This window comes from Kitasatospora sp. NPDC058032 (assembly GCF_042885845.1).
Classification (GTDB): domain Bacteria; phylum Actinomycetota; class Actinomycetes; order Streptomycetales; family Streptomycetaceae; genus Kitasatospora.
Genome location: NZ_JBHVRK010000005.1, coordinates 35,083 through 48,566 on the forward strand (window position 1 = coordinate 35,083; position 13,484 = coordinate 48,566).

General features: G+C 72.4%; 10 protein-coding genes, 1 tRNA gene and 1 pseudogene. 7 read left to right on the top strand and 5 right to left on the bottom strand.

Going from position 1 to position 13,484, the window contains the following annotated elements:
- Positions 1-68 precede the first annotated feature (68 nt).
- The 4 genes and pseudogenes from ACFVUH_RS10190 (at position 69) to ACFVUH_RS10205 (ending at position 3,969) form a co-directional block, all read left to right on the top strand.
- Positions 69-581, top strand: a complete 513-nt coding sequence (locus tag ACFVUH_RS10190) for a septum formation initiator family protein (protein ID WP_355375658.1) — start codon at positions 69-71, stop codon at positions 579-581.
- A pseudogene (locus ACFVUH_RS10195) lies at positions 553-1,080 on the top strand (DUF501 domain-containing protein); the annotation flags it as partial. The gene ACFVUH_RS10190 and the pseudogene ACFVUH_RS10195, both read left to right, overlap by 29 nt.
- Before the next feature lie 149 nt (positions 1,081-1,229).
- A complete protein-coding gene (locus ACFVUH_RS10200) occupies positions 1,230-2,171 on the top strand; it encodes a Ppx/GppA phosphatase family protein (RefSeq protein ID WP_355375653.1) in 942 nt (313 codons plus the stop codon).
- A 427-nt stretch (positions 2,172-2,598) separates the two neighbouring features.
- The gene (locus ACFVUH_RS10205) at positions 2,599-3,969 is read left to right on the top strand and encodes an NAD(P)/FAD-dependent oxidoreductase (RefSeq protein ID WP_387912377.1); all 1,371 of its coding nucleotides are present in this window, start codon (positions 2,599-2,601) and stop codon (positions 3,967-3,969) included.
- A 187-nt stretch (positions 3,970-4,156) separates the two neighbouring features.
- Here the strand turns inward: ACFVUH_RS10205 and ACFVUH_RS10210 are convergent, their stop codons facing one another.
- Together ACFVUH_RS10210 and ACFVUH_RS10215 are read right to left on the bottom strand one after the other, a co-directional pair.
- On the bottom strand, positions 4,157-6,715 hold the full coding sequence (locus ACFVUH_RS10210) for an ABC transporter permease (RefSeq protein WP_387912378.1): 2,559 nt from the start codon (positions 6,713-6,715) through the stop codon (positions 4,157-4,159).
- A gap of 54 nt (positions 6,716-6,769) precedes the next feature.
- Positions 6,770-7,543, bottom strand: coding sequence for an ABC transporter ATP-binding protein (locus tag ACFVUH_RS10215; protein WP_387912379.1), 774 nt, complete (start codon positions 7,541-7,543; stop codon positions 6,770-6,772).
- Between the two features lie 416 nt (positions 7,544-7,959).
- On the opposite strand from ACFVUH_RS10215, the gene ACFVUH_RS10220 reads away from it, so the two are divergent.
- The 3 genes from ACFVUH_RS10220 (at position 7,960) to ACFVUH_RS10230 (ending at position 9,592) form a co-directional block, all read left to right on the top strand.
- Positions 7,960-8,041 (top strand) — tRNA-Leu (locus ACFVUH_RS10220).
- A 142-nt stretch (positions 8,042-8,183) separates the two neighbouring features.
- Entirely contained in the window at positions 8,184-9,080 is an 897-nt protein-coding gene (locus ACFVUH_RS10225; RefSeq protein ID WP_387912380.1) for a Bax inhibitor-1/YccA family protein, read from the top strand.
- Positions 9,081-9,172: 92 nt separating this feature from the next.
- Positions 9,173-9,592, top strand: a complete 420-nt coding sequence (locus ACFVUH_RS10230; RefSeq protein WP_387912381.1) for a hypothetical protein — start codon at positions 9,173-9,175, stop codon at positions 9,590-9,592.
- 139 nt (positions 9,593-9,731) lie between these two features.
- On the opposite strand, the gene ACFVUH_RS10235 is transcribed toward ACFVUH_RS10230, so the two are convergent.
- From ACFVUH_RS10235 to ACFVUH_RS10245, 3 genes are all read right to left on the bottom strand, one after another.
- Positions 9,732-10,676, bottom strand: a complete 945-nt coding sequence (locus ACFVUH_RS10235) for a hypothetical protein (protein ID WP_355375092.1) — start codon at positions 10,674-10,676, stop codon at positions 9,732-9,734.
- Positions 10,677-10,978: 302 nt separating this feature from the next.
- Positions 10,979-12,199 (bottom strand): acetyl-CoA C-acetyltransferase, encoded by a 1,221-nt coding sequence (locus ACFVUH_RS10240; RefSeq protein ID WP_387912383.1) that lies wholly within the window; start codon positions 12,197-12,199, stop codon positions 10,979-10,981.
- 62 nt (positions 12,200-12,261) lie between these two features.
- Positions 12,262-13,347, bottom strand: a complete 1,086-nt coding sequence (locus ACFVUH_RS10245) for an SGNH/GDSL hydrolase family protein (RefSeq protein ID WP_387912384.1) — start codon at positions 13,345-13,347, stop codon at positions 12,262-12,264.
- Positions 13,348-13,484: the final 137 nt, after the last annotated feature.

The window sequence follows — 13,484 nt, forward strand, 5'->3', positions numbered from 1 at the left end:
GGTGGACGGCGGGGCACCGTCGCGACCAGGAGGGGACACCGCAGATGGCAGGCTGGAGGATCCCGGGCTTGGCGGCCCGGCCTCGGTTCACGAGCCGGGCGACCGTCCTCGTCCTGGTGCTCTGCTCCCTGGTGGCGATCCTCGCTTACCCGACCCGGCAGTTCATCTCGCAGCGTTCGGAGATCTCGGCGCAGCGCGCCCGGGCCGAGCACGCCCGGCAGCAGGTCGAGCAGCTGCGCCGGGAGAAGGCCCGCTGGCAGGACCCGGAGTACGTCAAGGCGCAGGCCCGCACCCGGCTGCACTACGCGATGCCGGGGGAGACCCCGTACATCGCGGTGGACCCGGCGGCCCAGGACGCGGCGAAGTCCGCGCTGGGTGCTCCGGCGCCCGCGGCGGGCCCGGCGGCCGGTCCGGCCGAGGCGGCCCGGCCCTGGTACGCCAGCGTCTGGGACTCCGTGGACGCCGCCGCCGCACCCCTGGCCGCTCCCGCGCCGGTGACCCCCGCCACCCCGGGGCAGCCCGCCCCTCCCTCACCACCCGCCCCCGCCCCCGCTGGAGACAGCTCCTCCCATGACCACTGAGAACCACCCCACCGTCTCCGACGAGGACGTCGCGGCGATCGCCGCGCAGCTCGGCCGGGTCCCGCGCGGCCTGCGCGGCGTGGCCCACCGCTGCCCGTGCGGCAACCCGGACGTCGTGGAGACGGCCCCCCGGCTGCCGGACGGCACGCCGTTCCCGACGCTGTACTACCTGACCTGCCCCAAGGCCGCCTCGCTGATCGGCACCCTGGAGGCGGACGGCGTGATGAAGGAGCAGAGCGCCCGGCTCGCCGAGGACCCCGAGCTGGCCGCGGCGTACCAGAAGGCGCACGAGGACTACATCGCCCGCCGGGACGCCATCGAGGTGCTGGAGGGCTTCCCGAGCGCCGGTGGCATGCCGGACCGGGTCAAGTGCCTGCACGTGCTGGTCGGCCACTCGCTGGCGGCCGGCGAGGGCGTCAACCCGCTCGGTGACGAGGCGCTCGGCATGCTGGAGGACTGGTGGGCCAAGGGCCCCTGCGTCTCCGCCGCCGAGGTCGCCGAGGCCGGCGAGCGGGTGGCCCGCAACCGGGCCAAGGAGCAGGACCACGCGGCCGTGATCGCGGCCAAGGAGCAGAAGACCGCCGATCGCGCCGCCAAGCGGGCCGCGCAGGAGTCGGACGAGGCGGACGAGGCGGGGGAGGCCGGCGCATGAGCACCACCCGGGTGGCGGCGATCGACTGCGGGACCAACTCGATCCGGCTGCTGGTCGCCGACCTGGACCCGCGGACCGGGGAGATCACCGACCTCGACCGGCGGATGATCATCAACCGGCTGGGCCAGGGCGTGGACCGCACCGGGCGACTGCACCCGGACGCGCTGGAGCGCACCTTCGCGGCCTGCCGGGAGTACGCCGAGGTGATCTCCGGCTTCGGGGTGGGCCCCGAGCGGATCCGCTTCGTCGCCACCAGCGCCTCCCGGGACGCCGAGAACAGCGCCGAGTACGTCGACGGCGTGCGGGCGGCCCTGGGCGTGGAGCCCGAGGTGGTGAGCGGGGAGGAGGAGGCGCACCTGTCCTTCACCGGCGCCACCAAGGAGCTCACCGGGGGTCAGTTCCCGGCCCCCTACCTGGTCTTCGACCTGGGCGGCGGCTCGACCGAGTTCGTGCTCGGGGCCGAGGACGTCCGGGCGGCGCGCTCGGTGGACATCGGCTGCGTCAGGCTGACCGAGCGGCACTTCGGCGGCGCCGAGCTGCCGTCGGACGAGCAGGTCGCCGAGGCCCGGGCGCACGTCCGGGCCGAGCTGGACCGGGCCGAGGAGGCCGTCCCGCTGACCGGCGCGGCCACCCTGGTCGGCCTGGCCGGCACGGTCACCACCATCTCGGCGATCGCCCAGGACCTGCCGCGGTACGACTCGGAGGCGATCCACCACTCCCGGATCTCCCGCGAGCGGGTCGCCGAGATCGCCGACCGGCTGCTGCACGCCACCCACGCGGAGCGGGCGGCGATCCCGTCGATGCACCCGGGCCGGGTGGACGTGATCGCGGCGGGCGCGCTGGAGCTGCTGGAGATCATGGAGCGCACCGGCGCCGCCGAGGTGGTCGTCAGCGAGCACGACATCCTGGACGGAATCGCCTGGAGTATCGCCCGCTGAGCAGTCGTGGGACTTACCGCCCCGGCCCCGGCAGCCCCCCTGGGGCTCCGGGGCCGGGGCGCGCGCGGGGCGCCGCGGAATGTTCGTGAATTTCTTCACATGAGGATCCAGTCTTTCGGCGTGCCCGGCGGCCCGGTCCGTCCGATATGTGGGACCGAAGGCTCGCTGGGTGTGATGGCCGCTGGATCGCAGGTTCTGGGCCGCTGGAGGTTTGAAATTCGAAATCTCATGCGGGAACCGGGCTGTGCCATGGATCGTTGCTGCTCAGCGGGGCCGTCCGAACGGGCGTGCCCACCGGGGGGCCGCGTGGGCCGCCAGAGGGTGGGCGGGGAGCCGAAACGGGGGCGCGCAGTGTAGCAGAAGGTCCCCATAAGCTTGTGAGTGGGCTCACGAAGGCTGCTCCGAGCGGTGCTGGATACTTTCGGATATGAGCACCACGGAGCGTCCTCGCATCCTCATTGTCGGCGGTGGTTACGTCGGCCTGTATGCCGCGATGCGCATCCTCAAGAAGATGCGCTACGGCGAAGCGACCGTCACGGTCGTGGACCCGCGGTCGTACATGACGTACCTGCCCTTCCTCCCCGAGGCGGCCGGCGGCAACGTCGCGCCCCGTAACCTCGTCGCGCCCCTGCGCACCGCGCTGAAGAACGCGGAGGTGCTCACCGGTGCGGTCACCGGTGTGGACCACGAGCGCAAGATCGCCACGATCCAGCCCGCGGCCGGCGACTCGTACGAGCTGCCCTTCGACTACCTGGTCGTCGCGACCGGTTCGGTCTCCCGCACCTTCCCGATCCCGGGTCTGGCCGAGAACGGCATCGGCATGAAGACCGTGGAGGAGGCCATCGCCCTCCGCAACCACGTCATGGCGCAGCTGGACAAGGCCGAGTCCACCACGGACGAGGCGATCCGCCGCAAGGCGCTGACCTTCGTCATCATCGGCGGCGGCTTCGCCGGCGTCGAGACGATCGCCGAGATCGAGGACATGGCGCGCGACGCCTCCAAGATCTACAAGACCGTCAGCCGTGACGACATGCGCTTCGTCGTGGTCGAGGCCGCGAACCGGATCCTCCCCGAGATGGGCCCGGACCTCGGTCTGTGGACCAAGGAGAAGCTCGAGGAGCGCAACATCGAGGTCTACATCGAGACCTCGATGGACTCCTGCGTCGACGGCCACGTCGTGCTGAAGAACGGCATGGAGATGGACGCCTCCACCATCGTGTGGACGGCCGGCGTGAAGCCGAACCCGGTGCTGACCGAGTTCGGTCTGCCGCTGGGCCCGCGTGGCCACGTCGACACCGCGCCGACCCTCCAGGTCCAGGGCTTCGACTACGTCTGGGCCGCCGGCGACAACGCCCAGGTGCCGGACCTCGCCGCCGGCGAGGGCGCCTGGTGCCCGCCGAACGCGCAGCACGCCGTGCGCCAGGCCGCCGTCCTCGGTGACAACGTGATCTCCGGCATGCGCGGCTTCCCGCAGCAGGAGTACAAGCACAAGAACCTGGGTGCGGTCGCCGGTCTCGGCCTGCACAAGGGTGTCGCGATCCTCTTCGGCAAGTACAAGCTGAAGGGCCGTCCGGCCTGGTGGTTCCACCGCCTGTACCACGGCGCCATGGTCCCCACCTTCAACCGGAAGGTCCGGGTCTTCACCGACTGGACCCTCGCCATGTTCCTGAAGCGCGAGATGGTCGGCCTGTCGCAGATGGAGAACCCGTACCAGCCGATCCAGGAGGTCACGGCCCCCACCAAGCCCGCCGTCGAGGCCGCCAAGCCGGCCGCCGACAAGGAGCTCGCCAGCAAGTAAGCGACTGCGGACCCCGGTGTGGGAGCACCGGGGTATGAGTCGGAGGCCCTCCGCCCGGCAGTGCTGCCGGACCACGACCTCCGTGGTGCTCAGCCGGCTGTGCGAGTCGGGCGGAGTACAGAAGTGCGAAGAAGGCCCCTGCCGAAACCCTCCGGCAGGGGCCTTCTCGCGTACCGCCGTCCGGCGGTCAGTCGGTCTTGATGCTGTCCAGGATGTCCAGCCTGGAGGCCCGGCGGGCGGGCCAGAAGGCGGCCACCAGGCCGACCACGCCGGCCAGGGCCAGGAAGAGCAGCAGCTGGCCGTAGGGGACGACGGTGGCCATGTCCGGGAGGCTGGACTTCAGGGTGCCGTTGATCGCCCAGGCGGTGAAGCAGCCGAGCAGGACCCCGATGCCGGCGCCGAACACCGAGATCACCACGGACTCCAGACGGACCATCCGCTTGATGCCGGAGCGGTCCAGGCCGATCGCCCGCAGCATGCCGATCTCGCGCTTGCGCTCGAAGACCGACATCGCCAGGGTGTTGATCACACCGAGGATGGCGACGATCACCGACATCGCGAGCAGGCCGTACATCATGTTCAGCGCGAAGGTGATGGTCTGGCTGAAGCCGTCCCGGACCTCCTGGCGCGACTGCACCTCGATCACCGGGTTGGCGCCGGTGGCGTCCTTCAGCGCCTGCTTGAGCGCCTCGGTCTCCCCGCCGGTGCCCTTGACCAGGACCTGGTTCAGGTAGGGCTGCTGGTCGTGCTTGAGGATCTCGCTGTTGGCCAGCACCGCGCCGCCGAGCATGCCGCCCTGCTTGTAGACGCCGCCGACGGTCAGGGAGCCCTTGGAGCCGTCGCCGTAGGTGACCTCGACGGCCGAGCCGGTGGTGGCGCCCAGCTTCTTCGCGAGGTCCTGGTCGACCAGCAGCTGCCCCTGGGCGGCGGCGGCCATCGAGCCGCTCGTCATGGTCACCTCGACCAGCTTGTCGAGGCTGTCCGCGTTCAGGCCGACGATGTCCCGCTTGGTGCCGTTGAGCTGCCAGGTCACGAGGGTCACCGGCGAGGAGGCGGTGACCCCGGGGGCCTTGGCGATCTCGGCCGGGACCTTGTCGGACAGGCTCATCCGGTTGGCGGCGGCCACCCGGAAGTCGGCCTTCATCGAGCTGGTGACGGCCCGGTCCACGGTGTCGGTGAGCGAGGATCCGATCACCGTCAGACCGCTGACCAGGGTCAGGCCGATGGTGAGCGCGGCGGCGGTGGCGGCGGTGCGGCGCGGGTTGCGCACCGCGTTCTGCCGGGCCAGCTTGCCGGGCGTGCCGAACAGCCTGCCGAGCACCGGGCCGACCAGCGCGATCACCGGACGGGAGAGCAGCGGCAGCAGGACGAAGACGCCCAGGACGGCGAGCAGCGCGCCGAAGGCGACCGGCATCCGGCCGTCGGCGTTGCCCTTCGAGGCGCCGAAGGCGACCAGGGCGATGCCCGCGGCGGCCAGCGCCGAGCCGATCGCGTTGCGGACCATCAGGGACTTGTGGCTGGTGGGCTGGTCGCCGCTGCTCATCGCGGCGACCGGGGCGATCCGCGCGGCGCGCACGGCCGGCAGCAGGGCGGAGAGCACCGTCACCAGGACGCCGACCAGCAGGGTGACCACCACGGTCAGTGGCTTGATCACCAGCGACCCGGTCGGCATGCCGTCGTCCAGCGAGGCGACCAGGGACTGCAGCCCGGCGCCGACGCCGACCCCGGCGACCAGGCCGGCCCCGGCCGAGATGACGCCGATGGCGAGCGCCTCGACCAGCACCGAGCCGGTCACCTGCTTGCGGCTGGCACCGATCGCCCGGAGCAGCGCCAGCTCCTTGGTGCGCTGGGCGATCAGCATGGTGAAGGTGTTGGCGATGATGAAGATGCCGACGAAGAGCGAGATCCCGGCGAACGCGAGCAGCATGGTGCGGATGTTCTCGGAGCTCTTGGTGATCAGCTGCTCGTCCTCCGCCTTCAGATCGGCGCCGGTGCGGACCTCGATCTGCTGCTCGGGGCGGAGCTTCTGGTTCACCTGGGAGAGCAGGGTGTCCTCGCTGGTGCCGGGCTTGGCGGCGAGCACGATGCTGCTGTAGCGGCCGGGCTCCAGCAGCAGTTGCTGGGCGGTGGCGCGGTCGAACAGGGTGAGCGAGCCGCCGCTGTTGACCACCGGGTCGTCGGTGGTGAACACGCCGGTGAGCTTCGCCTCCAGGACCGGGCCGTTGGAGCCGACCCGGACGGTGTCGCCGACCTTGTAGCCGCCCTTGTCGGCGGTCTTCCGGTCGAGGGCGATCTCCTTGCCGTTCTTCGGGCCCTGGCCCTCGGCCATCGGGTAGCGGGCGTCCTTGCCGTCCGGGCCGGGGGCGAAGTTGGCGCCCCGGGCCGTCCAGGCCTGGCCGATCAGATCGCCCTTCTTGTCCGCGACGCCGGTGAAGCCGCCGACCACGCCGCGGGCGCTCGCGGTGCCGGGCAGCGCGGTGAGCTGCTGGACGGTGGCGTCGGTCAGGGTGACCGGGCTCTTCTCGCTCTTGGACTCGGGGGAGGCGGTGGCGCCGGCGGCGGTGTCGACGACCTGGACCGCCACGTCCGAGTAGCTCGTGGAGTTGTTCTCCCGCATGGCCTTGCCGAAGGTGTCGGAGAAGACCATGGTGCCGGCCACGAAGGCGGTGCCCAGCATGACGGCCAGCGCCGTCATCAGCAGTCGGCCCTTGTGGGCCAGCACATTGCGCAGTGCGGTGCGATACATGGGGTGTCCTGGGGTCCTGGGGTCTGCGAAGGGGCGGGCGGCGGACGCGCGGCGTCAGCTGGTGCGGCCCTTGGCGTCGAAGCGGCGCATGCGGTCCAGGACGGCGTCGGCGGTCGGCTGGGCCAGTTCGTCGACGATGCGGCCGTCGGCGAGGAAGACGACGCGGTCGGCGTAGGAGGCGGCGACGGGGTCGTGGGTGACCATGACGACGGTCTGGCCGAGTTCGCGCACGGAGTTGCGCAGGAAGGAGAGGATCTCGGCGCCGGAGCGGGAGTCGAGGTTGCCGGTCGGTTCGTCGGCGAAGATGATGTCGGGCTTTCCGGCGAGGGCGCGGGCGCAGGCGACGCGCTGCTGCTGGCCGCCGGAGAGCTGGCTGGGGCGGTGCGAGAGGCGGCCGGAGAGGCCGACGGTCTCCACCACCTTGTCCAGCCACTGCTTGTCGGCCTTGCGGCCGGCGATGTCCATCGGGAGGGTGATGTTCTCCAGGGCGGTGAGGGTGGGCAGCAGGTTGAAGGCCTGGAAGATGAAGCCGATGTGGTCGCGGCGCAGCTGGGTGAGCTGCTTGTCCTTGAGGCCGACGAGTTCGGTGTCGCCGATGGTGGAGGAGCCGGAGGAGACGGTGTCCAGGCCGGCCATGCAGTGCATGAGGGTGGACTTGCCGGAGCCGGAGGGGCCCATGATCGCGGTGAACTCGCCCTGGGGGAAGGTGACGCTGACGTTGTCGAGGGCGACGACGCGGGTCTCGCCCTCCCCGTAGACCTTGTTCAGGCCGGTGGCGCGGGCGGCCGCCCGGCCGGTGCGGACGGCGGTTGCGGTCGACGTGCTCACGGGGGTGCTCCTCGGGTTCTCGGCAGGCAGAGTGGGGCGCGCCGGTGGTGCGGCGCGGAAGGGTGCGGGACGGCCGGGCCCTTTCGAGGGGCGTCCGGACGTACCTCCATGCTCCGACGGATGATCATGGTTTCTCGTCGCTCCGCCGGACGGTTGGCCTGACCACCGCTGGGTGTACACCCAGGTGGCACCCTCCTCCTGCGGTATGACACCGACCCTGAACGGGAGGGCGGTGGCCGGATCGAGCGGGTTCGGTGGCCAAATCACGAACAGTTCGTCAGATGGCAAGGAAACATGACAACTTCCCCGCCTCGGAACATGCGAAAGGGGATGCCGGGAGACTAGGCTCAGGGGTGGTCCGCACGGGCGGCGGAGCGCTGCTCTCCGCTCCGTCGGCGGGGCCGGGTCCGCAGGACGCCCAGATGGTGGAACGCAGACACGGGCAGCTTAAAACTGCTTGGCCGAAAGGCCGTGCCGGTTCGAGTCCGGCTCTGGGCACGTACTTGCCTGCGGGGACGCCCTCCGGCGTCCCCGCCGGAGGTCAGCGGCCGAATCCTTCTCGCGGCGGATGCCGATTTCTTTGCCAAGCCATTACCCTGGTGCTTCGGGCGGTGCAGTGCCGCCACGGAGGGAATGAGCAATGAGAAGCAGCAACCCGGTCTTCTCGCGGGAGGGGTCCTTCACCCGCGAGTCCGGCTACGCGGGTTTCGGGACCACCCAGACCCCGCCGGCCGGGGGCCAGTACGCCACCGACCCGTACGGCAACAACCCGTACGCCAACAGCCCCTACGCCCAGCAGCCGCAGGGCCAGCAGCCGCTGACCGACGAGCAGCTCGTCGAGATGTACAACGCGCCGTCCGCCGGTCCGACGGCGACCGGCCGGATGACGCTCGACGATGTCGTCGCGCGCACCGCGATGACGCTGCTCACCCTGGTCGCCGCCGGCGGCCTGGCCTGGTTCGCGCTGCCGGACCGCAACTTCGGTCTGGCCATCGGGGCCTCGCTGGTCGCCTTCGTGGTCGGCCTGGTGATCTCCTTCAAGCGGAGCGTCAGCCCGCCGCTGATCCTGCTCTACGCGGGTCTGGAGGGCTTCGCGCTCGGCGCGATCACCAAGGTGTTCAACACCATCTGGCCGGGCATCGCCATCCAGGCGGTGCTGGGTACCGCGGCGGTCTTCGCGGCGATGCTGATCGCCTACAAGACCGGTCGGATCCGGGTCACCCCGCGCTACACCCGGATCGGCATCGCGATCGCCATGGGCTTCGTGCTGCTGATGCTGGTCAACATGGTCGCCTCCATGGTCTTCGGCGCCGACATGGGGCTGCGCTCCGGCCCGCTCGGCATCGTGGTCGGCCTGGTCGGCATCGGCCTCGGCGCGTTCTTCCTCTCGCTGGACTTCGCGGCCATCGAGGAGGCGATCGCGCACGGCGCCCCGCAGAAGGAGTCCTGGCGGGCCGCCTTCGGGCTCACCCTGTCGCTGGTCTGGATCTACGTCGAGATGCTGCGGCTGATCGCGATCCTGCGCGGCGACGACTGATCCTCCGTCGCACCATCACTGCCGCCGGGCCCCGGAGCACCTGCTCCGGGGCCCGGCGGCTTTGGCCTGCCGGTGGCCCGTATGCTCGCGGCATGTCCGAGACGCCCGATGAGAAGACCCTGGTGGAAGCCGTCGACGCGCTGGCGGACCGGTTCCGCGCGATGCCGCAGAGCCGGCTGCTGGGCGCCGTTCCCGGGCACCCCTCGCGGGCGGCGGCCGGGCTGGCGCTGGCCCGCCGGCTGGCGGCCGCGGCGCAGGCGGCCGAGGCGGCGCGGTCGGGCGGTGGGGCGGCGCGGTCGGGCGGTGGGGCGGGCGGGCCGCTGCGCGAGCTGCCGGACGCCGGCGCGTTCGCCGTCGGCGACCAGCTCGCGGTGGTCGGGCACGATCTGGCGGTGGCGCTGGACGCGCTGCCCGCGGACGCCGTGGTGGCACCGGCCGACGGAGCGGCGACGGCGGAGGAGGTCCGGGCGCGGGCCCTGCGGTGGCTGGCGGAGACCGGCGCGGCCGTCTGACCGGCCGACCGTCCGGCGGTCGAGGGCCGGAGCAGCACAAAGGCCGGGGGGCCGGCCGGATCGGTAACCCCTTGATCCGGCCGGCCCCCGGGCCGTTCCGCTGCTCGGGCCGGATGCCGACCGCTCAGGTGCCGACCGCTCAGATACTGGCCACCACCCGGTCGGCGAGCACGTAGACGGCGTCCTCGTCGGTGGAGAAGGTCAGCGAGTAGGAGCCGGAGAACCGGGAGCCGCCGAGCAGCCGGACGTTCTCGCCGGCCCGGACGGCGTCGATCAGCCGGTACGCGGCCTCGCGGTCGCCCGGGGCCACGCAGAGCGTGGTGCCGTCGGCGAAGGCGTAGACGTCCAGGGTGCCGAGCGGGCCGGGGCGGACATCGACCAGGGCGGTGCCCTCCTCGGCGAGCGCGCTCAGCCGGGTGTCGGTCCACTCCCGGGACGGCGCCTGGCTGGGGACGAAGTCGGGGTGCGAGGGGTGGCGGCGCGGGTCGGGCGCGGCGACCGGGGCCTCCTCGACGGCCGCCTCGGCGTCGAGCAGCCCGGCCTCCAGGCCGGTGGCCAGCAGGTCGGCCTCGCGGCGGGCCCGGGCGTCGCCGGCGGTCTCGGCGGCCGGGGCACCGGCCGGGTGGCCGGGGCGCAGCGGGGCGCCGCCCTCGGGCTCCGGCTCGGCCGGGCGGACGCCGCCCTCGTTGATGAGGTCCTCCAGCGCGGAGCGCAGCGCCTCGCCGAACTCCGGGTCCATGGTGCCCGCGTTGTCGGCCGCCTCGCTCGGCCCGGTCGGGCGGGGGAAGAAGAGCGGCCACTCGTCGGTGGTGCTGAAGACACTGGCGAACGGGGAGTCGAACAGTGGCGCGTCCTCGGCCGCGCGGGCCTCCTGCTCGGCCCAGAACGCCCGGGCCTCCGTGATCTCCCGCTCGCGGTCGGCCGCGAGGGCGGCGGCGACGGCCCGGCGTATCGCCGCCTCGTCGACGGCCGGGGCGGCGGCGGCCCGCTCGTCCAGCCGACGGGAGATTCCCCGGAGGTGGAGCAGCACGGCGGTCGACACGGCGATCAGGATCAGCAGCAGGATGGTGTAGACGGCGCTCACGGAACGTACTCCTAGCGAGGAGCGGAACGGGGTTACCTCTCCACACTGCCGCATCCGGCCCTGTTACCGCAGTGGCGAATGTCCACTTTGTCGCCGACTTTCGTTCTTGTCCCCAAATTGTTAGGTAGTCCCGCTCTACGCTGCGGAGTTGATCCGCTCCGCACCGTCGATTTCCGGTCCGGAAATGACGCGGAAGAGGGCCGGATCGACCTCGCGGTGTGATCCGGCCCTCAATTACGCTGCGTCACTCCAAACGGGTGGTCTGGACCCTTCGGAGTTGACGGGGGAGGGGGTGTCCGGGCTCAGCTGAGCCGCTCGATGACCATCGCCATGCCCTGGCCGCCGCCGACGCACATGGTCTCCAGGCCGAACTGCTTGTCGTGCCACTGGAGGGAGTTGATCAGGGTGGTGGTGATCCGGGCGCCGGTCATGCCGAAGGGGTGGCCGACGGCGATCGCACCGCCGTTGACGTTCAGCCGGTCCAGGTCGACGCCGAGGTCGCGGTAGGACGGGATCACCTGGGCGGCGAAGGCCTCGTTGATCTCGACCAGGTCGATGTCGCCGATGCTCAGGCCGGCCCGCTTGAGCGCCTGCTTCGAGGCCTCGACCGGGCCGTAGCCCATGATCTCGGGGGAGAGTGCGCTGACGCCGGTGGAGACCACCCGGGCGAGCGGGGTGATGCCCAGCTCGCGGGCCTTGGTGTCGGACATGACGACCAGCGCGGCGGCGCCGTCGTTCAGCGGGCAGCAGTTACCGGCGGTCACCGTGCCGTCCGGGCGGAACACCGGCTTCAGGCCGGAGACGCCCTCCAGCGTGACGCCCGCGCGCGGGCCGTCGTCCTTGCTGACCACGGTGCCGTCCAGCAGCGTGACCGGGGTGATCTCGCGCTCCCAGAAGCCGGCCTCGATGGCGGCCTCGGCGAGGTTCTGCGAGCGCACGCCGAACTCGTCCTGCTCGGCGCGGGTGATGCCCTTGAGGGCGGCCAGGTTCTCGGCGGTCTGGCCCATCGCGATGTAGGCGTCCGGCAGCAGCCCGTCCTCGCGGGGGTCGTGCCACTCACCGCCACCCTCCTCCGCCCGCCTGGCGGTGCGGCCCCGGGCCTCGTCGAAGAGCGGGTTCATGGTGCCCGGCATGCCGTCCGAGGTGCCGTGGACGCTGCGCGAGACGGTCTCCACACCGGCCGAGACGAAGACGTCGCCCTCGCCGGCCTTGATCGCGTGCAGCGCCATCCGCGTGGTCTGCAGCGAGGAGGAGCAGTAGCGGGTGATGGTGGCGCCGGGCAGGTAGTCCATGCCCATCTGCACGGCCACGATGCGGGCCAGGTTGTGGCCCTGCTCGCCGCCGGGCAGACCGCAGCCGAGCATCAGGTCGTCGATCTCGCGCGGGTCGAGCTGCGGCACCTTGGCGAGGGCGGCCCGAATGATGTGCGCGGTCAGGTCGTCCGGGCGGACGTCCTTCAGCGAGCCCTTGAAGGCCCGGCCGATCGGCGAACGGGCGGCGCTGACGATGACGGCTTCGGGCATGGCGGGCTCCTCGCTGAGTGGCGGCGGACAGGCGTCCGGGAGGAAAGTTACCGTCTGGTAGGTCAGTCGTCACCCGCCCCGGTGTGTGAGCTGGCCGACGTGTTCCCGGTGCCCGGAGCACCCCCCGCGGGCGGCTCCCCGGAGGCCGGGGAACCCGGCAGGCCGGCCCGCAACCGGTGGCGCAGCAGCGCCCAGCGACCGGTCGCGCCGGCCTCGCCGCCGACCGCCGCCACCTCGGAGCCGGACCGTCCGGCCGCGGCCGCCGCGGCCACCTCCACCGGCAGCACCGCCTCGCCCGGGACCTGCCCGTCCCCCCGGTCCTCCTGCGGCCAGAGGTCCAGCACGGCGCAGACCGAGGGCAGCACGGCCATCGCGGCCGTCGCGTAGCCCTGGGCCGAGGGGTGGTAGCGGTCGGCGGCGAACATCTCCGGCCGGGCCGCGAACTCGGGCCCGAGCAGCGAGCCGAGCGAGACGGTCCGCCCGCCCGCCTCCACCACCGCGATGGTCTGCGCGGCGGCCAGTTGGCGGCTCAGCCGGCGGGCCACCCAGCGCAGCGGCGGGCGGACCGGCTTGATCGTCCCGAGGTCGGGACAGGTGCCGACCACCACCTGGCAGCCGGCGGCGCGCAGCGCGGCGACCGTCGCGCCGAGCTGGCGCACCGCGAGTTCGGCCGGGCTGTGCCGGGTCACGTCGTTGGCGCCGACCATGATCACGGCGATGTCCGGGCGGTGCGCCAGGGCCTGGTCCAGCTGGCCGGCCAGGTCGGCGGACCGGCCGCCGGAGAACGCCACGTTGACCAGCCGGACCGGGCGCTCGGCGACCGAGGCGAGCCCGGCGGCGAGCAGCGCGCCCGGCGTCTCGCGGGCCCGCAGCACCCCGAGGCCGGCCGCGGTGGAGTCGCCGAGGAAGGCCAGCACCAGCGGCCGCTGCGGCGCGGCGGAGGTATCGGCGAAGGCCTCGCCGTAGACGCCGTCGGCCTTGGGCGGGTCGCCGTCCAGGATGCCGATGGCCTGGACGGCCAGCTTGCTCTCGGTCAGCAGCAGGCCCACCAGGCCCACGCCCAGTACGCCGAGCCCGCCGCCGCCGTACGCCGCGGCGGTGGCGATCCGGCGGGCCACCCGGGCCCGTGACCCCTGTGCCGTTGACATCCGGTGCCCCCTTCGCGTCCTCGTGCCACCCGGTGAAGGGCCGCTCCCGATGCGTGTACACCCCTAGTACCCGCGAACGCCCCGGCCTACGACGGGGGTGGGCCGTTCGTGGTGCGCACGGGCCCTCCGGGGCTGCT

What these genes read in the sequence shown, in the direction of transcription:
- ACFVUH_RS10205 (WP_387912377.1), top strand. Translation starts at nt 2,599, where the DNA reads ATGAGCACCACGGAGCGTCCTCGCATCCTCATTGTCGGCGGTGGTTAC.
- ACFVUH_RS10240 (WP_387912383.1), bottom strand. Translation starts at nt 12,199, where the DNA reads ATGCCCGAAGCCGTCATCGTCAGCGCCGCCCGTTCGCCGATCGGCCGG.
- ACFVUH_RS10225 (WP_387912380.1), top strand. Translation starts at nt 8,184, where the DNA reads ATGAGAAGCAGCAACCCGGTCTTCTCGCGGGAGGGGTCCTTCACCCGC.
- ACFVUH_RS10245 (WP_387912384.1), bottom strand. Translation starts at nt 13,347, where the DNA reads ATGTCAACGGCACAGGGGTCACGGGCCCGGGTGGCCCGCCGGATCGCC.
- ACFVUH_RS10210 (WP_387912378.1), bottom strand. Translation starts at nt 6,715, where the DNA reads ATGTATCGCACCGCACTGCGCAATGTGCTGGCCCACAAGGGCCGACTG.
- ACFVUH_RS10200 (WP_355375653.1), top strand. Translation starts at nt 1,230, where the DNA reads ATGAGCACCACCCGGGTGGCGGCGATCGACTGCGGGACCAACTCGATC.
- ACFVUH_RS10230 (WP_387912381.1), top strand. Translation starts at nt 9,173, where the DNA reads ATGTCCGAGACGCCCGATGAGAAGACCCTGGTGGAAGCCGTCGACGCG.